Origin of the sequence: Pseudomonas sp. GV071, assembly GCF_003050835.1 — a bacterium.
Classification (GTDB): Bacteria; Pseudomonadota; Gammaproteobacteria; order Pseudomonadales; family Pseudomonadaceae; genus Aquipseudomonas.
The window spans coordinates 39,649-63,452 of record NZ_QAOJ01000005.1; the positions used below are offsets into that span (position 1 = coordinate 39,649).

Genomic DNA, 23,804 nt, shown 5'->3' on the forward strand with positions numbered 1-23,804 from the left:
GCTTTGCGCAGGCAAAAGGGGGGTCATTGTACACAGACGAATATCAGCGAACAAATGTCGCGCGGCGAAAGCGCGAAACCTTATGTCGCCTTTTTATAAGAAAGTACCAGGCGGTCGTGCTAAAGACCACCCGGTCATCACCCTCAAGCGCTGATTAAATCAGCGGGCTTGAGCCTCCTGCTGGATGCTGGAGAAGGTCTTGGGCCACGGCTTGGCGGCTTGCACCTTGGCAGGCAGGGTCTTGATCGCGGCCTGAGCAGCGGCGCGATTGGGGAAATTACCGTAGGTCACCACGTAAAGCGGTTTGCCGTTCAGGGTTTTCTTGAAGTAGTGGTAGTCGGCACCTTGGGCGCGAATGAAGGCCTGCGCCGCGCTCTCCGAACCCGTACCCAATACCTGCAGCGCGTAGTTACCGCCCGCCTGGCTGGCGTACCAACCGCTGGCCGAACCACTGGCAGCAGGTGCCGCAGGTTTCTCGACCTTGGCCACCGGTATCACCGGCGCAGTTGCAGGCTTCGCTGCCGTGGCTGCAGGAGCCGCCGGCTTGGCTGCAGGTGTCACTGACTGAGGTTTCGCTGCACTGGCAACGGTCGGGGCTGCTGGAGCAGTCGTGATAGGTGCTGGCTTGGTTGCTGGTGCAACCACCGGCGCAACAGGCGCGGTGCTAGCAGTCGCACCCTGCGGTGGCGCCATGCTGGTGACGGTTGGTGGCGTGGCGCTGGCTGGTGGCTCAATGGCGCCATCGTCATCGCTGTCACCCAGGCCAGAAGCCTGCGCCAACGGCTCACGAATAACCGGTTGCGCCTGCCCCACCAGCGGCAACGGCAGCGGCTGAGTCGAACCAGCAAACTCTACCGCTGGCCCTTTACCGTCAGCCGACGCCTGGGGATTGGTTGCATCTACCGCGGGAGCCGGCGCAGTGCCGAGCGGCAGTTGCGCGGCAACCGGCGCTTCCGGCTCCGACTTGCTACGCCCCTGCATCATCCAGGCAGCGCCCACAGCGATAGCCACCACGACCAAGGCCAATAAGTGTTTTTTCGGCAATTTGAATCCCACCCCTGCCTTCTGCGCACCACCCCGATTGGCCAGCATCGCCTCGATCAAGGTTTCTCGCGCTACCTGGTTGATCGCACCCGGCCAACCGGCCGACTGCATGTGGATATCGGCGATCTGCTCGTCGTTGAGCAATTCGATGCCCTGGCCCGCACCATCCAGGCGCTGAGCCAGGTAGTCGCGGGTTTCTTCCTCGCTGTACGGGTCCAGCTCGATGGCGTGGAAACGCTCTTCGCCATCGGCCAACAGCTCCAAGCGCGGCAGCAAAGCCGACTCACCGAACAAGAACACGTGCGGGCGGCCTTCGGCGTTACCCGCAGCCAGGGCCAGCAGCGCGTCCAGAGCGTCAGTATCCAGCGCTTCGGCATCGTCGATCAGCAAATACACTTCCTGGCCGGTCAGCGACAACTGAGCGACTTGCGACAGCAACGAGCGCGCATCCGACTGCTGCACGTTCAGGCCTTGAGCGATCTGGCGCATCACGCCACCGGCATCAGAGGCGCCACGCGCAGAGAACACCACGCTGTGCACGGCCTGTTTGTTAGTACTGGCAACCAGCGCCTGACGCAGTAGGGTTTTGCCACTACCCTGCGGACCACTGACTACCAGCAACAGCTGACTGTAGCGCGCCAGGTGATGCAACTGCCCCAGCACTGGCTTGCGCTGCGCAGGGAAAAACTTGAAGCCTGGGACGCGTGCAGCAAAGGGGTCGTGACTGAACTGGTAATGGCCGAGAAAGGCCTCGTCGGCGTGCAGACTGGTCATGTGGCTCTCATATAGACGTCAAGCAATTAGGCTTCAAGGTGTTCCACCAGGGCGCGGTAGTCCGCAACCAGGGTGGCATCCAAAATCTCGCGGGCGAAATCGCCGGTCACCACCGCTTCACCCATCTGGCGAAGCAGGACAAGACGCAGCCGTCCGCCAAGAACTTTCTTATCGACCGCCATATGGGTGAGAAAATCCTCAGCGGTCATTTCTTCCGGTGGAATTACCGGCAAACCGGCACGCAGGAACAGACGAATTCCACGATCGCGCTCGGCCGCCGTAATCCAGCCAAGGCGGCAGGACATTTCCAGCGCCATCACCGTGCCGGCGGCAACTGCCTCGCCGTGCAACCAGACGCCGTAGCCCATATGGGTTTCGATGGCATGGCCAAAGGAATGGCCGAGGTTGAGCGTGGCGCGCACGCCGGACTCGCGCTCGTCCGCCCCGACCACTTTCGCTTTGGCCGCACAGGAGCGGGCAATGGCTTCGGTGAGCGCGACCTGGTCCAGATTGCGCAGGGCATCGACATTAGCCTCCAGCCAGCTGAGGAACGGCTCATCGCAGATCAGACCGTACTTGATCACCTCAGCCAGCCCCGCCGACAACTCGCGCGCCGGCAAGGTGTTCAAGGTTGTGGTGTCAATCAGCACCGCGTTGGGCTGATAAAAAGCACCGACCATATTCTTGCCCAACGGGTGGTTGATACCGGTCTTGCCGCCTACCGAGGAGTCGACTTGCGACAGCAAGGTGGTGGGCACCTGGATGAAATCCACGCCGCGCTGATAACAAGCGGCGGCAAAACCCGCCATATCGCCAATGACGCCACCACCCAGAGCAATCACCGTCGTGCTGCGCTCGTGCCGAGCGGTCAGCAGGCCATCAAAAATCAGCTGCAGGGTCTCCCAGCCTTTGAAGGATTCGCCATCGGGAAGAATGACGGTAGCCACATCAAAGCCAGCCAAGGCCTGCTTGACCGATTCGAGATAGAGGGGCGCAACAGTGTCGTTGCTGACGATGGCAACTTGCTTACCCGCAATGTGCCGAGAAAAAAGCGCGGACTGAACCAACAGGTTCGCCCCGATATAGATGGGATAACTACGTTCGCCCAGCTCAACCTGAAGAGTCTGCATGAAGCCCCCACGATAAAAGGGCCATAGGATAACGCATATCGGCGTGCGCTTTAACGCGGATGAAGCGCCTCGAGGCGCTCCAGAATTTCCTGCACCACCATGCGCGGTGGACGCTCATCGGTTTCGATAATGACATCCGCGATTTCCCGGTACAGCGGATCACGGATGTGCATCAGATCGGCCAACACCTTACCGGGGTTGGCCGTGCGCAACAGAGGACGATTACGATCCCGCGAGGTGCGGTCCAACTGCTGATCAACCGAGGTATGCAGATAGACCACCCGACCACCGGCACGCAGCGCGGAGCGATTTTCCGGACGCAGCACTGCGCCGCCTCCGGTAGCGAGGACCACACCGTCGAGCTCACACAGCTCGCCGATCACGGCCTGCTCACGCTCACGGAAACCAGTTTCCCCTTCAACATCGAAGATCCAGGGAATGTTGGCTCCAGTCCGCTGCTCGATTTCCTTATCCGAGTCTTTGAATGACAGCCTTAACTCTTTTGCCAGTAACCTCCCGATGGTGCTTTTACCTGCCCCCATCGGGCCTACGAGGATCAAATTTCGCACAGATTTAGCGACTCACAGCGATTGCCGAGTTGTTCATGATACGCGGAGTCAGGAAAACCAGAAGTTCGTTTTTGCTGTCAGCAACAACGTCACGACGGAACAGACGACCGAGGTACGGCAGGTCACCGAGGAACGGCACCTTGTCGACCGACTTGGTCTGGGTGTTGGAGAACACACCACCGATCACGATGGTTTCGCCATCACTGACCAGAACCTTGGCGTTGACTTCGTTTTTCTTGATCGGCGGTACACCGTTCAGGGCGTTGGCGAAGTCAGGTTCGTCTTTGGTGACTTTCACTTCGATGATGATGCGGTTGTCCGGAGTGATCTGCGGCGTCACTTCCAGAGACAGCGAAGCCTCTTTGAAGGACGTGCTGGTTGCACCGCTGGAGCTGGCTTCCTGGTATGGAATCTCGGAACCCTTGAGGATTTTCGCAGTTTCTTTGTCCGAGGTTACAACCTTGGGCTGGGAAACCACTTCACCGTTACCGGTTTTTTCCATGGCCGACAGTTCAAGGTCGAGGATCAGGTTGTCGCTGACGAAGCCGATGCCCAGGCCCGCAGTGCGGTTGGCGACGCCCATATCTACGAATGGATAGTTGCCGTTGCTGTCGTCACCACTATCACCGTTTTCGTCGCCACTGTCATCGCTGCCATAAACGGCACCACGACCGTTTGCGAACAGCTGAGTCCCACCCCAGCGAACGCCCAAGCTCTTGTCGTAGTCGACGTTGGCTTCAACGATACGGGCTTCGATCATTACCTGACGCACCGGAATGTCCAGCTGGGTGATGATGCGGCGCAGTTCGTCGATGCGTTCTTGAGTGAGCGACAAGATCAAACTGTTGGTACGATCGTCAGCAATCACCGAACCGCGCATATCGTCCTTCAGAGAGCCTTTCTTGCCTTCATCTTCGTAGATTTTGGCGATATCGGTTGCTTTGGCGTAGTTCAGCTGAATGATGTCTTTACGCAGAGGAGCCAGTTCGGCGACTTGCTTTTGCGACTCCATTTCCTGACGTTCACGCGCGGCAATTTCATCTGCCGGCGCAACCATCAGCACGTTACCCACTTTGCGTTTGTCCAGGCCCTTGGTCTTGAGCACCAGGTCCAACGCCTGGTCCCACGGCACGTTCTGCAGACGCAGAGTGATGTTGCCCTGTACGGTGTCGCTGGCTACCAAGTTGAGATCGGTAAAGTCCGCAATCAGCTGCAGCACCGAACGCACATCGATATCCTGGAAGTTGAGGGACAGCTTCTCGCCGCTGTAAGCGAAGCGATCTTGCTTGCGCTTCTCGGCATCTTCCTGGGTCAGCGGCTTGACGCTGATGGTCAGCTTGTTGTCAGCCTGATAAGCCAGGTAGTCGTACATACCGGTTGGCTCAACAGTGATGATCGCTTTGTCATCCTGCTCGACCGCGCTGACGAACTGCACCGGCGTGGCAAAGTCTTTTACATCAAGACGAACGCGCAACGACTCAGGCAGATCAGTCTTGTTGAATGCCAGACGAATCTTGCCGCCTTGCTCTTGAATGTCGGGGTTAACCGACGCGTCGGAAAGCTGGATAACCACGTTACCCTCGCCCTGCTCGCCACGCTGGAAGTCGATGTTCGAGATGCTCTTGTTAACCGGTGCGAAATTTTTCTTCACCGGTGCAGTCGCAACAGTAGCGACTGGCGCAGCAACAGGAGCAGTAGATGCAGTGCTAACCGCGCCCTCACCAACTACCACGTAAAGGTTGTTACCTTCGGCCCGGGTGCTGTAAGGCACCAGGCTGGCCAGGTTGATGATCAGACGAGTGCGGTCCTTGGCCTCGACCACGGTCACACTACGGGCATTACCCACGCCCAGTTCGCGATTCTTGGAACCGGTCTGATTACTTACACCGGGCAGGTCCAGGGCGATTCGCGCTGGTTGCTCGATGGTGTAACCACGGGGTGCAGCGACCGGCTCATCGAACGCCAGCTTGAGTTCAACTCGGTCGCCCGGCAACGCCGCGACATCGAGGGTTTTCAGGTTTGCGGCCAACAGAGTTGGCGACATAACCGCGACCAAAACAGATATGCAGATGCGCGACAGGGAGCTTTTCATACTCAGGTTCCGTTGTACCGACCGGTAATTGTTTTTCATCTTCCACCCCACTCCTTAAGAGCGCTCTTTGAGAGAGAGGCTTCGTGGCCGTTCTAGCCAGCCACCTTCACCATCAGGAACAATCTCAACCACATCGATTTTCGCTTCACTGATAGCAATGATGCGTCCATTGTTACGCCCCAAGTAGTCGCCCACTCTCACCCGGTGTACGCCACCGGCACCATTGACCAGCGCAAACATGCCGGCCTCATTGGAAAGTGTGCCCACCATTTGGAAAACTTCGATATTGAAGCCTTCCAGAAATTGCTTGATGCGGGTTTCGTCCGGCTTGATATCTGCCGAACCTTTCTGGCGATTAACCAGATCGATCTTGATTGGCGGCTGGAACGGGCTACGCAACGCTGCCGCGCTATAAGTAAACGCCTCGTAAGGCTGAAACTTGGGCAGCGGTTCGATAGAGCCTTTAGGCCGCGCACGAACTTCATCCATAAAGGTTTGAAGATCGGCGAAATCGCCGCTCGAATCGCAACCGGCCAAGGAAGCCAACAACAGGGTGCCGAGAATAAGTTTGGAAGTTCTCATTTCTTCACCCCCGCCTTGGCAGCAGGTGTAACGGCAGCGCCTTTATCGTTGTAGCGGTAGGTTTTGGCCAAAATGGTCATCCGCAGCTTCGAGGTGCTATCGGCGCCCACCGGCTTGATGTCGAAGTCATGCAGGGTCACGATTCGCGGCAAGCTGGCCACGCCACTGACGAAGGTCGCCAAGTCGTGATAAGCGCCCACAACCGAGATCTGGATAGGCAACTCGATATAGAACTGCTGAGTGGATTCCGGCAGCAGTTTGATCTCTTCAAATTCAAGACCACTACCCAGACCGGTGCGAGTTATATCTTCGAGCAAACCAGGCACTTCTGTGTCGCTCGGCAACTGGCGCAAAAGAGCCCCGAAAGAAACTTCCATCTCTTTCATTTGGTCTTTATAGGCCTCTAAGTTTGCCGCTTGAAAGGCCTTATTCGAGTATTGCTCTTTTAAGGTCTGTTCTTGCGCACGCTGTGCATCCAGCTCAGTTTCTAGATCTTTCAAGTGGAAGTTATAACCAAGCGCCAATACTGCAACCAGCAGGATCAGACAGGCGATTGCTTTAACCGCCGCGGGCCATGAACCAACGTTATTAAAATCCAGATCCGCCAGATCTACCTTGCGCAGACCTTCCAGAGAGTCAGCCAAGCTCATTTCTTGACTCCTTGTGCTTCAACATCAGGCTGAGTTTGCTGCACAGTCAACTGAAAGACGTTGGCTTGATCCAGCTCGCCAGCCGTTACAGCTTTAACCGCAGTCAAGTTTGGGGCAGTGAGCCAATCGGACGCATCCAAGTTACGCATCAGGTTAGAGACACGGTTGTTGGACTCGGCAGCACCGTTAATCGCGATTCTGTTGCCCTTCATGCTCAGCGCAGTGAAATACACGCCATCCGGCAACGTCCTAGCCAACTGGTCAAACACCCGCCCAATAATCGGCCGGTTGCCTTGCAAGTCCTGAATGATCTTCATCCGTTCCAGCAATTGCTGGCGACGGGTTTTCAGCTCGCTGATTTCTTTGATTCGAGCATCCAGCACCGCGATCTCTTTTTTCACAAATTCGTTGCGCGCGTTTTGCTGCTCGATCGCGCCGCTCAGGTATTGGTCGCCGAGAAATACTGCGCCGCCTGCCACAATCAGCACGCCAGCCAAGGTCACCAGGAAACGCTGCTTGCGCTCCTCGCGCAGCTGTTCCCGCCACGGCAGTAAGTTAATCCGTGCCATTAGTCGAAACTCCTCATCGCCAGACCACAGGCAATCATCAGCGCGGGCGCATCACTAGCCAGAGCCCCTGCGTTGACCTTGCCACTGAGCGCCATGTCGGCAAACGGATTGGCGACCAAAGTTTGCGTGCCGATCTTTTGCTGAATCAGGCGATCCAGGTCCGGAATCGACGCGGTACCGCCGGCAAGAAGGATGTAATCGACATCGTTGTATTGGCCGGCAGCGAAGAAGAACTGCAGCGAACGCGACACCTGCTGCACCACCGCCTCTTTGAACGGCTGCAACACTTCACTGTCGTAGTCGTCCGGAAGGCCGCCTTGTTTCTTCGCCAGCCCGGCCTCTTCTACCGACAGACCATACCGACGCTGAATTTCTTCGGTCAGTTGGCGGCCGCCAAACAGTTGTTCGCGGGTGTAAATGGTGCGGCCGTTGTGCAACACGCTCAGGGTGGTCATGGTCGCGCCGATGTCGACGATGGCCACCGTCAGCTCATCGTGCCCGCTGCCCAACTGAGCAGCCAGCAAGCCGTAAGCACGCTCCAGCGCGTAGGCCTCGACGTCCACAACTTTGGCGGTCATGCCAGACAGTGCCAGTGCAGCTTCGCGAACTTCGACGTTCTCTTTGCGGCAAGCTGCCAGCAGCACATCAACACGATCCGCGTTGCGCGCCGAAGGCCCTTGCACCTCAAAGTCGATGGCGACTTCTTCGAGTGGATAAGGGATGTATTGGTCAGCTTCGATCTTCAGCTGGTTTTCCAGATCGTCGTCCGAAAGCCCGGCTTCCATTTCGATTGTCTTGGTGATGACCGCGGAACCGGCTACCGCGACAGCGACCGTCTTGACGCCCGTCTTGGCCTTGGCCAATACGCGCGACAATGCCTGGCCTACGCCTTCCAGTTCAGCAATGTTTTTCTCGACCACTGCATTCGGTGGGAGCGGCTCTACAGCATAAGCCTCTACTTTGTAGCGGCTTCCTGAGCGACTCAATTCGAGGAGCTTGACCGAGGTCGAACTGATATCGATCCCCAGCAGCGTATTCGCTTTCTTATTGAAGAGCCCTAGCACGACCGATTTCCTATTGGCATCCGCGACTTACGGACTATTTATGTTTTTTCACATTAAATAACAGTCTTGACATAAGCGCAAATGGCTACCCAGCAAAAAAAGCGCTTATAATGTGAACAGTTTTTCCCTTTCGACATTGCCCTACGCTTAACTCTTTCTTTTATCTGGAAATCCAAACATTTTGATGCGCCTGCTGAAGTTCTTCTGGTGGTCCTGCGTAGCCGTTTTTTGTGGACTGTTGCTCAGTCTATCCGGCGCTTATCTGTACCTTAGCCCGGCTTTGCCCTCCGTGGACTCGCTGCGCCGCATCCAGTTGCAGATCCCACTGCGCGTCTACAGCAGCGATGCCAAGCTGATTGCCGAATTCGGTGAAATGCGCCGTACGCCTATCCGCTTTGCCGACATCCCGCCGAACTTCATCAAAGCGCTGCTTTCCGCCGAAGACGATAATTTTGCCAATCATTATGGCGTCGACCTCAGCAGCCTGATGCGCGCTGCCACGCAATTATTAAAAAGCGGCGGGCAAATCCAATCCGGCGGTAGCACCATCACTATGCAGGTGGCGAAGAACTTCTTCCTCACTAACGAGCGCAGCTTCTCCCGCAAGATCAATGAAATCCTGTTGGCATTACAAATTGAGCGTGAGCTGAGCAAAGACGAAATTCTTGAGTTGTACGTCAACAAGATTTACCTCGGTAACCGTGCTTACGGTATCGAAGCGGCGGCGCAGGTTTACTACGGCAAACCTATGCACGATTTGAGCCTGGGCCAGATGGCGATGATCGCCGGCTTGCCAAAAGCCCCATCGCGCTTCAATCCGTTGGTCAATCCGCAACGCAGCAAAGAGCGTCGCGACTGGATCCTGGGCCGCATGTTCAAGCTCGGCAAAATTGATCAAGGCCAATACCAGACTGCGCTGGCCGAGCCTATCGACGCCAGCTACCACGTTCCCACCCCCGAAGTGCAGGCACCTTATATTGCCGAGATGGCTCGCGCCGAAATGGTCGGCCGTTACGGCAGCGAGGCGTACACCGAGGGCTTCCATGTCACCACCACCGTTCCGAGCAATCTTCAGGAAGCGGCCAACGAAGCTGTGCGAAGCGGCCTGATCAGCTATGACCAGCGCCACGGCTACCGCGGCCCGGAAACCCGCCTACCCGGCATGACCCGTGAAGCGTGGCAAACCGAGCTAAGCAAGCAGAAGACCCAGAACGGCATCGAGCCGGCCATCGTCACCCAGGTATTGAAGAGCGGCATCATGGTGCTGACCCGCGGCAGCCAGGAAGAAGCCGTCAGCTGGGACAGCATGAAGTGGGCGCGCCCCTTCCTGAACACCAACAGCCTCGGCCCGCGCCCACAAAAGCCGGATGACGTCGTACAGGTTGGCGACCTGATTCGCGTGCTGCGTCAGGCAGATGGCAATCTCGCGTTCAGCCAGATCCCAGCCGCCCAAGGCGCACTGGTTTCCCTCGACCCGAAAAACGGCGCCATCCGCGCCCTGGTCGGCGGCTTCTCGTTTGAACAAAGCAATTACAACCGCGCCACCCAAGCCAAACGCCAACCAGGCTCCAGCTTCAAACCCTTCATCTATAGCGCTGCACTGGATAAGGGCTATACCGCTGCCACGCTGGTGAACGATGCACCGATTGTTTTCGTTGATGAGTACCTCGACCAAGTCTGGCGCCCGAAGAACGACACCAATACTTTCCTCGGCCCGATCCGCTTGCGTGAGGCGCTGTACAAGTCGCGCAACCTGGTTTCGATCCGCCTGCTGCAAGCCATAGGCATTGAATATGCCCTCGACTACGTCAGCCGTTTCGGTTTCAACAAACAGGACTTGCCGCGCAATCTGTCCATGGCCCTCGGTACCGCCAACCTGACGCCTGTGGAGATCGCCGGCGGCTGGAGCACCTTTGCCAACGGAGGCTACAAGGTGCAGCCGTACCTGATCCAGAGCATCCACAGTCGCAATGGTGAAGCTCTGTACGTCGCCAACCCGCCAAGCGCACCCGGCGAGAATGAAGACCAACCCAGCACCGTCGTCGACCCCGCTGCCATTGCCGAAAACATTCCGGCACCGACCAGCAGCGCACCGGCCCCAGCAGTTGCCGAGCGCATCGTCGACGCCCGTACCACCTACATCCTCACCAGCATGCTGCAGGACGTGATCAAGCGCGGCACCGGCCGCCGTGCGCTGGCCATGGGTCGCAGTGATCTTGCCGGCAAGACCGGTACCACTAACGAGTCAAAAGACAGCTGGTTCTCCGGCTTCAACGCTGACTACATGACCACTGTCTGGACCGGCTTCGACCAGCCGGAAAGCCTTGGCAGCCACGAGTTCGGCGGTACCGTCGCACTCCCAATCTGGATGAGCTACATGAGTGCGGCACTGAAGGACAAACCGGCGCACATGCTGCCCGAGCCGCCCGGCCTCCTGACCTTGCGCATCGACCCGGTAAGTGGCCGCGCAGCCACCCCAGGCACGCCAAACGCCTACTTCGAAGTGTTCAAGAACGAAGACTCTCCACCGCCGATGAACGAACTCGACCCCGGCTCCAGCGCCCCAGGCAGCCCGCTGCCGGCTGACGACGCGGCACCTATCGATCTGTTCTGACCAACTTTGCGCAGGGCGGATATTTATCCAACCAAGCCAAATCGAACCCAATAAAAAGCCCCGCAGTAGCGGGGCTTTTTTATTAACCGTCCAACTTAACCGTTAAACACATCTTCCACGGAAGTCAGCGGGTAATGCTTCGGATACGGCAGGGTCGCCACACCGCTTTCAATCGCAGCCTTGGCCACAGCATCCGCCACCACAGTGATCAGACGCGCATCCATTGGCTTCGGAATGATGTACTGGCGGCCGAACGACAGCTCGACACCACCGTAGGCATCACAGACTTCTTTGGGCACCGGCAGCTTGGCCAGTTCGCGCAGGGCGACAGCAGCGGCGATCTTCATCTCTTCATTGATGCGAGTTGCGCGAACGTCCAGCGCACCGCGGAAGATGAAGGGGAAGCCGAGCACGTTGTTGACCTGGTTCGGATAGTCCGAGCGACCGGTGGCCATGATCACGTCGCTACGGGTAGCGTGCGCCAGCTCCGGAGAGATTTCCGGGTCTGGGTTAGAGCAGGCGAATACGATTGGATCAGCCGCCATACGCTGCAGGTTTTCCGCGGTCAGCAGGTTGGCACCCGACAGGCCGACAAACACATCAGCACCGTCCAGAGCATCCGCCAGCGAACGCTTGTCGGTTTCGTGGGCGAACACGGCTTTGTACTGGTTGAGGTCATCGCGACCAGCGTGGATCACGCCTTTGCGGTCAACCATGAAGATGTTTTCGATCTTCGCGCCCATGCTCACCAGCAACTTCATGCAGGAGATGGCGGCAGCGCCGGCACCCAGGCAGACGATCTTGGCGTCAGCCAAGGTTTTGCCAACGATTTCCAGGGCATTGAGCATGCCGGCAGCAGTCACGATGGCCGTGCCGTGCTGGTCATCGTGGAACACCGGAATGTCGCATTGCTCGATCAGCGCGCGCTCGATCTCAAAGCACTCAGGCGCCTTGATGTCTTCCAGGTTGATCCCACCAAAGGTGATGGAGATACGTTTTACGGTGTCGATGAAGGCTTGCGGGCTTTCCGAATCGACTTCGATGTCGAACACGTCAATACCGGCGAAGCGCTTGAACAGCACACCCTTGCCTTCCATGACCGGCTTCGAAGCCAGTGGGCCGAGGTCGCCCAGACCAAGGATGGCGGTACCGTCGGAAATCACTGCAACCAGGTTGCCTTTGCCGGTGTATTTGTACGCCAGCTCGGGGTCGCGGGCGATTTCGCGTACCGGCTCGGCCACGCCCGGGCTATAGGCCAGGGACAGGTCACGCGCGGTGGAAGTTGGTTTGGTCAGCTCGACACTCAGCTTCCCCGGACGAGGATGAGCGTGGTATTCGAGAGCGGCAGTTTTCAAATCAGACATGGTGGCATTTCCGCTTTTTTATGCTGTTAAACAGACAGGCAGCGAGGATACGCAAAGTGCCGGACTCGAACAAGACTGATCAGTCAGGTCTGTCAAGGGCTCTAGCGTACGACTTTAAGCCAATCCCCGGGACGGGGCTCGCCGCTTGGATATAGATGATTGAGTAGGCGCAGACGGGACTCGGCGTCACCGGGCAGCGTACTGCCCTGAGCTAGCTTGGTCATGGTTTGCGCGCTTGTGGCACGCACCAGTTGCAGCCGGAGAGGTTGCGCTAGCTTACGCTCCTCGGCCCTCAGAGGTCGAAAACTATTGATCACTTTGAGGAAATTTTCGTCTTCACTTTCCAGCGACGCCGGGGGTTTGACCATCGCGATAAAGACATACGCCGCGTCGCCTTTATAGATCACCGCCACGCGCTTGGCCGGGCGCCCAGGAACAACAGCGGTGTAACCCGACAACCCGGCCTGCTGAAGCTCACGCTCGTCGGCAAGCCGCCCGGACACTTTGGCGCGAATGAACTGCTGTGGCGTTTGTCCAGGCTTTACCTTCTCCAACACCACGGCGACCAGCGCGCCCTGACCCGGCGTGTGAGCGATCACCGCATCCGGGCGGTTAAGCAGCTCCCATCCAGAGGGCGCGCTGAACGTGAAGTCCAGCTCGGCGTGATAGAACTGCTGGCCGCGGCGAATACCGGTGGACTCCGAGTCACCATAGGGCAGGCCATCGAGGTGCTGCATAAACACATCACGACCGACCTCTTGCTGGCCGGTCGCCAACGCCCGGGCCGGGCCGACCACCTGCTGCAGGCGCTGGTCATTGCCAGGGTGGGTATCAAACACACCGTGGTAGCTGGAGGTCGGCTCGGGCTTGCCAGCTTTGCTGGCTTCGTCGCGGGCAAAGTCGTCCTGACTTTTCAGCACCTCGACCACTTCGATCATGGCTTGCGGGTCGTAACCGGCACGCGCCAGGTACTCGGCACCCAAACCGTCGGCCTGCAATTCCATGTCACGACCATAACCGCGCACAAAGGCAGAGCCCAGCGCGCTGGTGACATCGCCTGCCGCACCGACACCCGTGCCGATGGCCACGGCCTGCCCCAGAATGCCCCACGCCTGCGACTGGCTCTGTTGCTGCACGCTATGGCGCGCAGTGACGTGCCCGACCTCATGGCCAAGCACCGCCGCCAGTTCCGCCTCCGAGCTTAGATAGACGAGCAGGCCGCGATGGATATAGATGTAGCCGCCTGGCAAGGCAAAGGCATTGATGTCCGGGCTGTCGATCACGGTGAAGTGATAGGTCAGGTTGCTGCGATGGCTGTGCTTGGCCACGCGCTCACCGACTTGCTGCACATAGGCCTGAAGTTTTTCGTCAGGGTAACGGGGATATTGCTTGGCGATTTCCTGGCTGTAGTTGCGGCCGAGCTCCAGCTCCTGGCGCTCGCTCATCATCACGAAATTGCTTTCGCCGGTGGCCGGGTTTTGCGCGCAACCTTGCAGCGCCATCAGTATCGCCAGCAGACACAACAGCCGCGAACTCATGGCTGCACCTCGAGCATGGCGGGATGGCTGAGCGGCAACATCCAGCGCGCCTGGCCGCTCTGCTGCTGGCCACGGCGGGCGCGATCAATCACCCAACCGCGGGCTTCGACAGTGCGCCCACGCAAGGCACGCAACGCCTGTTGATCAAACGCCGGCAAGGCCTTGCTCGCCACTCGCAACACCAGCGGGCCGTCCAGTTGCAACCAGAGCCCACCACGATTCTGCTCGACCTTCATGACCCGTCCCTGCACCAATGCGAAGCCACTGTCGTTGAGTTGTGCCGCCGTGCGCAGCGGCGACTCGCGCCATACGCCCAATCGCGATGCACGCGCATCCCGTTCTGCCGCCTGCTGGCATGTCAGCAAAGCGACATTGGGCGCAATCGCCACCTGAAAGCCCAAGCCTTCGGCGAGCAATTGCGCTTCAAGATTCTGCCCCTGAACAGCATAGACATGCGCCAGCGTGCGGCCGTAATGATCCTTGCTCTGCCGGCCGACTTGCACGGCCACCTGCCCGGAGCTTGCCGCCACCAACGCCTGCAAACGCCGCTTGGCTTGCTCGGCGAACGGCTGTGCCGGCCGCCCCTTATGCGCCACTTCCGGCGCATTGATACCGATCAGCCGCACGCTGCGGCCATCATCCAACCGCAAGGTGTCGCCATCCACCACCTGCTTCACACCAACCACGGGCAATCTGACCGGCGTCGGACAGAACGCCCAGACCGGACTGACACAAATCGCAGACACAAAAAAGGCGCCCACAAGGGACGCCTTTTTCAACAGCAGCGAAAAGCCCATCAGGCCCTCCGCAGCCACAAAGCCAATTAGGCCTTGGAGCCGAACACACCGAAACGCTGCTTGAAGCGATCAACACGGCCGCCAACGTCCAGCACTTTCTGCTTGCCGGTGTAGAACGGGTGGCACTCGTTGCACACGTCCAGGCTCAGAGGCTTGGCCAGGGTGGAGCGAGTCTGGATCACGTTACCGCAGCTGCAGGTAGCGGTTACGGCTTCGTATACTGGATGGATATCAGCTTTCATGGTGTATTCCTCAGGGCTATCGCGCCGCCACCCGACACTATTGTCGAGTACCGCACGGAATTAGGCCGCGCATCTTACCAGAGTGGGGCAAGCACGCAAGACCGATCGTCAGGCACTCGCATGCTAAGATCGCGCCTCGCTCTCTAGGACGTTTCCCGCGTGCCCCCGGTAATTTTGCGTCTCGCCCTGCCTTCCCCGCTGCGCCGCCTGTTCGACTACCTGGCCCCCAAAGGAGTGCCGGCCAGCGACTTGCAGCCCGGTATGCGTCTGCGCGTGCCGTTCGGCAAACGCGAGATCATCGGCATTCTGGTGGAAGTCAGCGACACCAGCGACGTGCCAGCCGACAAACTGAAGCCAGCCATCGCCCTGCTCGACGCACAATCACCGGTGCCGCCGGCGTTCTTCAAGCTATGTCTGTGGACCGCGCAGTATTACCAGCACAGCCTCGGCGACACCTTCAGCTGGGCGCTGCCAAATCTGCTGCGCCAGGGCGAGCCGGCCGAAGCGCGACAGGAGCGCTTCTGGCATGTAGCGAACGGCGCCTCCCTCGACGATCCACGGCTGGCCCGCGCCCCGCGCCAGCGCGACGCCCTGAAGATCATCGGCCAACACCCGCACGGTGTTGCCCACCGTTTGCTCAGCCAGCTGCAGCTGAATAAAGACAGCCTGGATTTGCTGCGAGAAAAAGGCCTGGTCACCGTCGAGGCCCGTCGCCACGCCACCATCGAACGCCACGGCAACTGGCTGGCACAGCCGGAACTGCCACTCAACCCGGAACAACGCACCGCCACCGAAGCTATTCGCAGCGGCCTCGACAGCTTCAACGCTTTCCTCCTGGCCGGGGTGACCGGCAGCGGCAAGACCGAAGTGTATTTGCAACTGATCCGCGAAACCCTGGAAGCCGGCAAGCAGGCACTGGTGCTGATTCCCGAGATCAACCTGGGCCCACAAACCCTGGCGCGCTTCGAGCGCCGCTTTAATGCGCGCATCGCCCTGCTGCATTCGGCAGTCAACGATCGCGAGCGCCTGGACGCCTGGCTTGCCGCCCGTGACGGCGAGGCCGACATCATCATCGGCACCCGCTCCGCGCTGTTCACGCCGATGAAGAACCCCGGCCTGATCATCATCGACGAAGAGCACGACGCCTCCTATAAACAGCAGGAAGGCCTGCGTTACCACGCCCGCGATCTGGCGCTGGTGCGCGCTCGCCAGGAAAACATCCCGATCGTTCTCGGCTCGGCCACACCGTCGCTGGAAAGCCTGCAGAACGCCTATTCCGGTCGTTATGGCTTGCTGCGCCTGAACCAGCGCGCGGGTGGCGCCCAGCAACCACGTTTCCTGCGCCTGGACATCAAAAGCCGGCCGCTGGACAGCGGCATCTCCGGCCCCATGCAGCAAGCCATCGGTCAAACACTGGCGGCCGGCCAGCAGGTACTGGTGTTCCTAAACCGCCGCGGCTTTGCCCCGACGCTGCTGTGCCATGACTGCGGCTGGCTGTCCGAATGCCCACGTTGTGATGCACGCATGACTGTGCACCAGCGCTCGCGAGAACTGCGTTGTCACCACTGCGGCCACGCCGAACGCCAGCCGAGCAACTGCCCGAAATGCGCCCAGGTCGACCTGCGCCCGGTCGGCGCCGGCACCGAGCGCGCCGAGGACCGCCTGGCCATTCTGTTCCCCGATGTGCCGGTACTGCGGGTCGACCGCGAGAGCACCTCGCGCAAGGACGCCATGCAGAATCTGTTCGCCACCATTAATAAAGGCGAACCATGCATCCTCATCGGCACCCAGATGCTGGCCAAGGGGCACCACTTTCCGCGGGTAACCCTGGTGTCGATTCTGGATGCCGACGGCGGCCTGTTCTCCGCTGACTTCCGCGCCAGCGAACGCATGGCGCAATTGATCGTGCAGGTAGCCGGCCGTGCCGGGCGGGCCGAAGAACCGGGGCGAGTGATCATCCAATCGCACCTGGCCGACCATCCACTGCTGGTGCAACTCACCGAACAAGGCTACTTCGCCTTCGCCGAGCAAGCCTTGAGCGAGCGCCGTGCCGCAGGCCTGCCGCCGTTCTGCCACCTGGCCCTGCTGCGTGCCGAAGCGCATAAGCCCGGCCAGGCCGAAGGTTTTCTCGACGACGCCTGCACCGAAGCCGAACACCTGTTGACCGAGCTGAACCTCAGCGGCATTGAACTACTGGGCCCAGTCCCCGCTCCGATGGAGCGCCGTGCCGGCCGTTATCGCGCGCAGTTGCTGGTGCAAGCCAATGCCCGCGCGCCCCTGCACAAGCTGCTCAACTACTGGACCGCGGCGTTGGAAAAAATGCCCGCTGGTCGTGCAGTACGCTGGTCGCTGGATGTCGATCCGATAGACCTGTTCTGACCGTCAGCACGCCACGGCCGGACCGTGCGGTTGGCAACATCGCAATCGCCACGGATAATGGCCCCCTTTTCACCCGCTTCCTGGCGCCCCGGCGCCTCGATGGCCGTACGAGCAGACCATGAAAGACACCATTCGCCAGCTGATCCAGCAAGCCCTCACCCGTCTCGTCAGCGACGGTGTACTGCCTGAAGGGCTCACGCCAGTGATCCAGGTCGAAAACACCAAGGACAAAACCCACGGTGACTTCGCCAGCAACATCGCCATGATGCTGGCCAAACCGGCGGCCATGAAGCCGCGCGACCTGGCGGAAAAACTCATCGCTGCCCTGCCCGCCGATGCGCAGATCCGCAAAGTGGAAATCGCCGGCCCCGGCTTCCTCAATTTCTACCAAGACACCCAAGCCCTGGCCCAGCGCCTGGAGCTGGCCCTGGCCGACAGCAAGCTCGCGGTAAAAAAGAGCGGCCCGGCACAGCGCGTAGTAGTCGACCTGTCCTCGCCGAACCTGGCCAAAGAGATGCACGTCGGCCACCTGCGTTCCACCATCATTGGTGACGGCGTAGCGCGGGTGCTGGAGTTTCTCGGCGACACGGTGATCCGTCAGAACCACGTTGGCGACTGGGGCACCCAGTTCGGCATGTTGCTGGCCTACCTACAGGAAAACCCGGAAACCAGCGAAACCCAACTTTCCGACCTTGAAGGTTTTTACCGCGCCGCCAAGCAGCGCTTCGACGAGTCACCGGAGTTCGCTGACCGCGCCCGCGAGCTGGTAGTCCAGCTGCAAGCCGGCGAGCCTGAGTGCATGCGTCTGTGGCACCGCTTCAATGCGATTTCCCTGGCTCACTGCCAGAAGGCCTACGACCGCCTGAACGTGAAGCTGACCCCCGCCGACGTCAAAGGCGAAAGCGCCTACAACGACGACCTGGCCAATGTGGTCGCCGACCTGAAAAGTGCCGGCCTGCTGGTGGAAAGCAACGGCGCCCAGTGCGTGTTCCTCGACGAATTCAAGAATGCCGAAGGCAACCCGCTGCCGGTAATCGTGCAAAAGGCGGGGGGCGGTTATCTGTACGCCACCACCGATCTCGCCGCCATGCGCTACCGCAGCCAGGTGTTGAAGGCCGACCGCGTGCTGTACTTCGTTGACCAGCGCCAGGCCCTGCATTTCCAGCAGGTGTTCGAAGTGGCGCGCCGCGCCGGTTTCGTCCACCCCGGCATGCAGCTCGAACACATGGGTTTTGGCACCATGAACGGCGCCGACGGCAAACCATTCAAAACCCGCGACGGCGGCACCGTGAAGCTGATCGACCTACTGGACGAGGCGCAAGAGCGTGCCTATGCCCTGGTCAAGGACAAGAACCCGGAGCTGGCTGAAGACGAGCTGCGCACTATCGCCCGCGTAGTCGGCATTGGTTCGGTGAAATACGCCGACCTGAGCAAGCACCGCACCAGCGACTACAGCTTCAACTTCGAGCAAATGCTCAGCTTTGAAGGCAACACCGCGCCCTATCTGCTGTACGCCTACACCCGCGTCGCCAGCGTATTCCGCAAGCTGGGCGAGGGTTACGACCAGCGCGACGGCCAGATCGCCCTGGACGCCGCACAGGAACAAGACCTGGCGGCCAAGCTGGCGCAGTTCGGCGAAGTGCTGACCAACGTTGCCGAAAAAGGTACGCCGCATACGCTGTGCACCTACCTCTATGAACTGGCCGGTCTGTTCTCCAGCTTCTACGAACACTGCCCGATCCTCGCCGCCGAGGACCCGGCTACCCAGCAAAGCCGCCTGCGCCTGGCTGCCCTGACCGGGCGCACCCTCAAGCAAGGTCTGGAGTTACTGGGTCTGGAAACTCTGGAGCGCATGTAAGTTGGCGGCCAAGAAAAAACCTGCACCCAAGCGCGGCGCCAGCCGCTATCAAGCTCCCGCTAAACGCCCGGTACCGGGCTGGATCTGGCTGGCCTGCGGCCTGGCGATTGGGGCGTTTATCGTGCTGCTGATGAAGCTTGAGCCTGGCCGCAAGGAAATCCAGCGCGACAAGCCGGACGACAAAACCAAGACCGCCATCGCCCCCAAGGCCCCGGTTAACACCACCACGACCACCGCGCCGACGCCAAACGGCCCGGTAAAACCCAAGTACGACTTCTACACCTTGCTGCCCGAGTCGGAAGTGATCGTGCCGCCCGAAGCCGTGCCGGAGCAGACGCCACCGCCAGCCTCCCCGGCAGAGCTGGCCAAAGCGGATGCAGCGCGTGCCGAAGCAGCGCTCAAAGGTGAGACGCCTCCGCCCCTGCCGACTGCCGTGAAAGCTGCGGTTACCCAATACTTCTTGCAGGCCGGTTCGTTCCGCAAGCAAGAGGACGCCGACAAGGTACGCGCGCAGATCATCCTGCTCGGCCAGGACGTGCAAGTGGAGTCCGGCATGGTCCGCGATGAAACCTGGTACCGCGTGCTGGTCGGCCCGTTCAGTAACCGCGAGCAACTGACTGCGGCGCAGAAAAAACTGGCCGGCAGCGGCTTCAGCAACCTGCTGCTGCAGCAACGCCAAGGGCGTTGAGCTGGCAGGGCTCCTGCAATGGGAGCCCTTGCCAACCGCCATCAAAATCGACCGATCGACGCCAGGCCGCTTCCTACATAAATAGCCCGTTGCCCAACGAGATAGTGACCGCTGCTCGGGCGTAGCCTTCTAGACGCCTGCCTGCCGGTCGATAGCCAGTCAAACCCGAGCGCCCTCTCTCTACGAAAAGGTCGTTTACCATGCATCACGCCTCCCCCCGCCTACCCTTGCGTCGCCTGCCCCTGCTGGTCGCCATGGGCTTGGTCAGCATTGCTACCCAACAGGCTTACGCCCACGGTTACGTGGAACAGCCAAAATCCCGCGCCGTGCTCTGCACCGCCACAGCCGGCAACCTCAACAGCAACTGCGGCATCGTTGCCTATGAGCCGCAAAGCATCGAATACGGCCCCTCGGTCAACCACCACTACCAAGGTGCCTACTGCTCCGGAGACTTCACCCAATGTGGCCCGGCCAATGAAACTATCGCCGCAGGCGGCATGTCGGGCTTCGGCCAGCTCAACGAACAATCTGCAACTCGCTGGACAAAACACCCGATCAAGCCCGGCGCCAATACCTTCACCTGGCGCTACACCGCCGGCCACGCCACTTCCTACCACCAGTTCTATATCACCAAGAAAGACTGGAACCCCAACCAGCCACTAACCCGCGACTCCTTCGAGTTGGTCCCCTTGCTGCACCAAGACGCCCAAGGCGTCCGCCCGCCTAGTGGCGGCAGCACTAGCCACACCGTCAACATCCCAGCCGGTCACTCGGGTTATCACGTGGTCCTGGCCACCTGGAAAATCGCCGATACTGCCGCCACCTTCTATCAGGTGATCGACGTCAACATCAGCGGCGCCGCCAATCCGACAGTGCCTGGCGCGCCGGTCAGCACCTGGAAGAGCATCGGGACAGTAGTGCCGGAGCCGCTGAAAATCGGCGACAAAGTGCTGACCCGGGTATTTACCGCCCAGGGCGAGCAAAGCAACCGACAAACCTCGCTGACTATCGAAACGGACGAGCAGGCACAAGCCAACACCTGGCCATTCCTGTTGGCGCAGAAGGTGGCCAAGGCCAACGTCGGCTACTCGATGGGTGAGCTCAACAGCAGCAATGAAGTGGTACCCAACTACGGTAAAAACAGCCTGTATACCAAGACCGGTAGCGACGTGGTGCGGGTGGAAATCCAGAAAGTGCAGACAGCTCCGAGCAATGTCGGCAGCCTGGAGCTCAATGGTCTGCAAGCCAGCTACAAGGTCGAAGGCGGCATGACCCAGTTGCACTTCAATGCCCTCACCCAAGGCGGGCCGTACACCGTCAACGCCACCGTATTCAATGCCAAAGGGGAAAGCATCGCTCACCAGCAGAGCGAGCCAGGCAGCAGTTCGCCACACATGATGCTCACCCTGAAAAAACCGGCTGGCGGCACCTACGACCTGGTGGTAGTGGCCAAACCGGAAACCGGCGAACCCCTGCAGAAAACCCATCGTTTCGAGATCGAAGCCCAGGCCGGTAAATACGACTTCGTGTTCCCCAATGGCCTGAAGAGCTACAAAGCCGGCACCAAGGTATTGGCCCGCGATGGCAACACCTATGCCTGCAAGCCGTTCCCCTACAGCGGCTACTGTGTGCAGTGGAGCAGCAGCGCTACTCAGTACGAACCGGGCACCGGCTCGCACTGGCAGATGGCCTGGACACGTCAGTAATACTTCGCGGCAACCTGGAAACGGCGAGGCCTGTGCCTCGCCGTTTCATTGCGGGCCTGGGAAACAAACTGACGCAAACATCGGCCCGGTACGTTTGTCGCCCCCGGTTGAAATGCCCAAGCCCCTCCCCCATATGAGTTTTCACTAGGGCACTTTCGCCCCCTGCGTGGAGACTCACCCTTGACCACCATCGTTTCAGTTCGTCGCCACGGCAAAGTCGTCATGGGCGGCGACGGCCAGGTTTCCCTCGGCAATACCGTGATGAAAGGCAACGCGAAAAAAGTCCGCCGCCTGTACCACGGCCAAGTGATTGCCGGTTTCGCCGGGGCCACTGCCGATGCGTTCACCCTTTTCGAGCGCTTCGAAGGGCAGTTGGAAAAACACCAGGGCCATCTGGTGCGCGCCGCCGTCGAGCTGGCCAAAGAATGGCGTACCGACCGCTCCCTCAGCCGCCTGGAAGCCATGTTGGCGGTGGCCAACAAGGACGCCTCCCTGATCATCACCGGCAACGGTGACGTGGTTGAGCCCGAAGACGGCCTGATCGCCATGGGTTCTGGCGGCCCCTATGCCCAAGCCGCTGCCCGCGCCCTGCTGATGCATACCGAACTCGGCGCCCGCGAAGTGGCCGAAACTGCGCTGGGTATCGCCGGCGATATCTGCGTGTTCACCAATCACAACCTGACTATCGAGGAGCTGGACCTCGCTGTCTGAGGCCCGACCATTCCATGCCCATGACTCCCCGCGAAATCGTTCACGAACTGAGCCGCCACATCATCGGTCAGGACGAAGCTAAACGTGCCGTCGCCATCGCCCTGCGCAACCGCTGGCGGCGCATGCAGCTGCCTGCCGAGCTGCGTGCCGAAGTGACGCCGAAGAACATCCTGATGATCGGCCCCACCGGCGTCGGTAAAACCGAAATCGCCCGGCGCCTGGCCAAGCTGGCCAACGCCCCCTTCCTGAAAGTGGAAGCGACCAAATTCACCGAGGTCGGCTATGTCGGCCGCGATGTCGAATCGATCATCCGCGACCTCGCCGATGCGGCGATCAAGATGCTCCGCGAGCAGGAGATGGTGAAAGTCCGTCACCGCGCCGAAGACGCCGCCGAAGAGCGCATCCTCGACGCCCTGCTGCCACCGGCCCGTGTCGGCTTCAATGAAGACCAGACGCCGAGCAACGATTCCAACACCCGTCAGCTGTTCCGCAAGCGTCTGCGTGAAGGCCAGCTGGACGACAAAGACATCGAGATTGAGGTGGCCGACACGCCCGGCGGCGTGGAAATCATGGCCCCGCCCGGCATGGAGGAAATGACCAACCAGCTGCAGAACCTGTTCTCGACCATGGGCAAGGGCAAGAAGAAAGCCCGCAAGCTCAAGGTCAAGGAAGCGCTGAAACTGGTGCGCGACGAAGAAGCCGCGCGCCTGGTCAATGAAGAAGAACTCAAGGCCCAGGCCCTGGAAGCGGTCGAGCAGCACGGCATCGTGTTTATCGACGAGATCGACAAAGTGGCCAAGCGCGGCAACGTCGGCGGCGCCGATGTGTCCCGTGAAGGCGTTCAGCGTGACCTGCTGCCACTGATCGAAGGTTGCACGGTGAACACCAAGTTGGGCATGGTCAAAACCGACCACATCCTGTTCATTGCCTCCGGCGCCTTCCACCTGAGCAAGCCCAGCGACCTGGTGCCCGAGCTGCAAGGCCGGCTGCCGATCCGCGTCGAGCTCAAGGCGCTCACCCCGAACGATTTCGAACGCATCCTCACCGAGCCGCACGCCTCGCTTACCGAGCAATACCGCGAGCTGCTGCTGACCGAAGGGCTGAGCATCGAGTTCGCCGCCGACGGCATCAAGCGCCTGGCCGAGATCGCCTGGCAGGTTAACGAGAAGACCGAGAACATCGGTGCGCGCCGTTTGCACACCCTGCTCGAACGCCTGCTCGAAGAAGTGTCGTTCAGCGCCGGTGACCTGGCTGGCAGCCAGAATGGCCAAGCCATCCGCATCGACGCCGACTACGTGAACAGCCACCTCGGCGAGCTGGCGCAAGACGAAGACCTGTCGCGCTATATTCTGTAAAGGTTTTATTCTTTAGGCCCAGCCGACACCCTGAGCCCGGTCGCTGCAAAGCGATCGGGCTTAGCTATTTTCAGAGCG

The 23,804-nt window shown here is 59.9% G+C and carries 19 protein-coding genes; 7 read left to right on the plus strand and 12 right to left on the minus strand.

Going from position 1 to position 23,804, the window contains the following annotated elements:
• Positions 1-159: 159 nt before the first annotated feature.
• The 8 genes from C8K61_RS10700 to C8K61_RS10735 are packed head-to-tail and all read right to left on the minus strand — an operon-like array spanning position 160 to position 8,474.
• Positions 160-1,818: an SPOR domain-containing protein gene (locus C8K61_RS10700; RefSeq protein WP_108096246.1), complete on the minus strand. Its 1,659-nt coding sequence runs from the start codon at positions 1,816-1,818 to the stop codon at positions 160-162.
• Between the two features lie 26 nt (positions 1,819-1,844).
• On the minus strand, positions 1,845-2,948 hold the full coding sequence (aroB, locus tag C8K61_RS10705) for a 3-dehydroquinate synthase (protein WP_108096247.1): 1,104 nt from the start codon (positions 2,946-2,948) through the stop codon (positions 1,845-1,847).
• Positions 2,949-2,998: 50 nt separating this feature from the next.
• Positions 2,999-3,517: a shikimate kinase AroK gene (aroK, locus tag C8K61_RS10710; protein ID WP_108096248.1), complete on the minus strand. Its 519-nt coding sequence runs from the start codon at positions 3,515-3,517 to the stop codon at positions 2,999-3,001.
• A 4-nt stretch (positions 3,518-3,521) separates the two neighbouring features.
• Complete coding sequence (gene pilQ, locus C8K61_RS10715; protein ID WP_108096550.1) at positions 3,522-5,609, minus strand: type IV pilus secretin PilQ; 2,088 nt, start codon at positions 5,607-5,609, stop codon at positions 3,522-3,524.
• 54 nt (positions 5,610-5,663) lie between these two features.
• Positions 5,664-6,191 carry a type 4a pilus biogenesis lipoprotein PilP gene (gene pilP, locus C8K61_RS10720; protein WP_108096249.1) on the minus strand — a complete coding sequence of 176 codons (528 nt, stop codon included), beginning with the start codon at positions 6,189-6,191 and terminating at the stop codon, positions 5,664-5,666.
• Positions 6,188-6,841, minus strand: a complete 654-nt coding sequence (pilO, locus tag C8K61_RS10725) for a type 4a pilus biogenesis protein PilO (RefSeq protein WP_108096250.1) — start codon at positions 6,839-6,841, stop codon at positions 6,188-6,190. Before pilO ends, pilP begins: the two co-directional genes overlap by 4 nt.
• Positions 6,838-7,410 carry a PilN domain-containing protein gene (locus C8K61_RS10730; RefSeq protein WP_108096251.1) on the minus strand — a complete coding sequence of 191 codons (573 nt, stop codon included), beginning with the start codon at positions 7,408-7,410 and terminating at the stop codon, positions 6,838-6,840. The genes pilO and C8K61_RS10730 overlap by 4 nt, the downstream gene beginning before the upstream one ends.
• Positions 7,410-8,474 carry a pilus assembly protein PilM gene (locus C8K61_RS10735; RefSeq protein ID WP_108096252.1) on the minus strand — a complete coding sequence of 355 codons (1,065 nt, stop codon included), beginning with the start codon at positions 8,472-8,474 and terminating at the stop codon, positions 7,410-7,412. The genes C8K61_RS10730 and C8K61_RS10735 overlap by 1 nt, the downstream gene beginning before the upstream one ends.
• A 184-nt stretch (positions 8,475-8,658) precedes the next feature.
• Between C8K61_RS10735 and C8K61_RS10740 the strand changes: the two genes are divergently transcribed.
• A complete protein-coding gene (locus C8K61_RS10740) occupies positions 8,659-11,088 on the plus strand; it encodes a penicillin-binding protein 1A (RefSeq protein WP_371919986.1) in 2,430 nt (809 codons plus the stop codon).
• 95 nt (positions 11,089-11,183) lie between these two features.
• Here the strand turns inward: C8K61_RS10740 and C8K61_RS10745 are convergent, their stop codons facing one another.
• The 4 genes from C8K61_RS10745 to rpmE all read right to left on the minus strand — a co-directional run bounded on the left by C8K61_RS10745 (position 11,184) and on the right by rpmE (position 15,029).
• Positions 11,184-12,452 (minus strand): malic enzyme-like NAD(P)-binding protein, encoded by a 1,269-nt coding sequence (locus C8K61_RS10745; RefSeq protein ID WP_108096254.1) that lies wholly within the window; start codon positions 12,450-12,452, stop codon positions 11,184-11,186.
• Between the two features lie 101 nt (positions 12,453-12,553).
• Positions 12,554-13,990, minus strand: coding sequence for a M48 family metalloprotease (locus tag C8K61_RS10750; protein ID WP_108096255.1), 1,437 nt, complete (start codon positions 13,988-13,990; stop codon positions 12,554-12,556).
• Positions 13,987-14,787: a thermonuclease family protein gene (locus C8K61_RS10755; RefSeq protein WP_108096256.1), complete on the minus strand. Its 801-nt coding sequence runs from the start codon at positions 14,785-14,787 to the stop codon at positions 13,987-13,989. The genes C8K61_RS10750 and C8K61_RS10755 overlap by 4 nt, the downstream gene beginning before the upstream one ends.
• A 26-nt stretch (positions 14,788-14,813) precedes the next feature.
• On the minus strand, positions 14,814-15,029 hold the full coding sequence (rpmE, locus tag C8K61_RS10760) for a 50S ribosomal protein L31 (protein ID WP_108096257.1): 216 nt from the start codon (positions 15,027-15,029) through the stop codon (positions 14,814-14,816).
• A gap of 159 nt (positions 15,030-15,188) precedes the next feature.
• On the opposite strand from rpmE, the gene C8K61_RS10765 reads away from it, so the two are divergent.
• From C8K61_RS10765 to hslU, 6 genes are all read left to right on the plus strand, one after another.
• The gene (locus C8K61_RS10765; RefSeq protein ID WP_108096258.1) at positions 15,189-17,408 is read left to right on the plus strand and encodes a primosomal protein N'; all 2,220 of its coding nucleotides are present in this window, start codon (positions 15,189-15,191) and stop codon (positions 17,406-17,408) included.
• A gap of 118 nt (positions 17,409-17,526) precedes the next feature.
• A complete protein-coding gene (argS, locus tag C8K61_RS10770) occupies positions 17,527-19,266 on the plus strand; it encodes an arginine--tRNA ligase (protein WP_108096259.1) in 1,740 nt (579 codons plus the stop codon).
• A 1-nt stretch (position 19,267) separates the two neighbouring features.
• The gene (locus C8K61_RS10775) at positions 19,268-19,954 is read left to right on the plus strand and encodes an SPOR domain-containing protein (protein ID WP_108096260.1); all 687 of its coding nucleotides are present in this window, start codon (positions 19,268-19,270) and stop codon (positions 19,952-19,954) included.
• Between the two features lie 200 nt (positions 19,955-20,154).
• Positions 20,155-21,660: an N-acetylglucosamine-binding protein GbpA gene (gbpA, locus tag C8K61_RS10780; RefSeq protein ID WP_108096261.1), complete on the plus strand. Its 1,506-nt coding sequence runs from the start codon at positions 20,155-20,157 to the stop codon at positions 21,658-21,660.
• 180 nt (positions 21,661-21,840) lie between these two features.
• Positions 21,841-22,371, plus strand: coding sequence for an ATP-dependent protease subunit HslV (hslV, locus tag C8K61_RS10785; RefSeq protein ID WP_108096262.1), 531 nt, complete (start codon positions 21,841-21,843; stop codon positions 22,369-22,371).
• Positions 22,372-22,385: 14 nt separating this feature from the next.
• On the plus strand, positions 22,386-23,726 hold the full coding sequence (hslU, locus tag C8K61_RS10790) for an HslU--HslV peptidase ATPase subunit (RefSeq protein WP_108096263.1): 1,341 nt from the start codon (positions 22,386-22,388) through the stop codon (positions 23,724-23,726).
• Positions 23,727-23,804: the final 78 nt, after the last annotated feature.

Coding starts and splice junctions, on each gene's coding strand:
- C8K61_RS10755 (WP_108096256.1), bottom strand. CDS start 14,787: ATGGGCTTTTCGCTGCTGTTGAAAAAGGCGTCCCTTGTGGGCGCCTTT.
- C8K61_RS10730 (WP_108096251.1), bottom strand. CDS start 7,410: ATGGCACGGATTAACTTACTGCCGTGGCGGGAACAGCTGCGCGAGGAG.
- argS (WP_108096259.1), top strand. CDS start 17,527: ATGAAAGACACCATTCGCCAGCTGATCCAGCAAGCCCTCACCCGTCTC.
- gbpA (WP_108096261.1), top strand. CDS start 20,155: ATGCATCACGCCTCCCCCCGCCTACCCTTGCGTCGCCTGCCCCTGCTG.
- C8K61_RS10740 (WP_371919986.1), top strand. CDS start 8,659: ATGCGCCTGCTGAAGTTCTTCTGGTGGTCCTGCGTAGCCGTTTTTTGT.
- hslU (WP_108096263.1), top strand. CDS start 22,386: ATGCCCATGACTCCCCGCGAAATCGTTCACGAACTGAGCCGCCACATC.
- C8K61_RS10700 (WP_108096246.1), bottom strand. CDS start 1,818: ATGACCAGTCTGCACGCCGACGAGGCCTTTCTCGGCCATTACCAGTTC.
- pilO (WP_108096250.1), bottom strand. CDS start 6,841: ATGAGCTTGGCTGACTCTCTGGAAGGTCTGCGCAAGGTAGATCTGGCG.
- C8K61_RS10750 (WP_108096255.1), bottom strand. CDS start 13,990: ATGAGTTCGCGGCTGTTGTGTCTGCTGGCGATACTGATGGCGCTGCAA.
- aroB (WP_108096247.1), bottom strand. CDS start 2,948: ATGCAGACTCTTCAGGTTGAGCTGGGCGAACGTAGTTATCCCATCTAT.
- C8K61_RS10745 (WP_108096254.1), bottom strand. CDS start 12,452: ATGTCTGATTTGAAAACTGCCGCTCTCGAATACCACGCTCATCCTCGT.
- rpmE (WP_108096257.1), bottom strand. CDS start 15,029: ATGAAAGCTGATATCCATCCAGTATACGAAGCCGTAACCGCTACCTGC.
- pilP (WP_108096249.1), bottom strand. CDS start 6,191: ATGAGAACTTCCAAACTTATTCTCGGCACCCTGTTGTTGGCTTCCTTG.
- pilQ (WP_108096550.1), bottom strand. CDS start 5,609: ATGAAAAGCTCCCTGTCGCGCATCTGCATATCTGTTTTGGTCGCGGTT.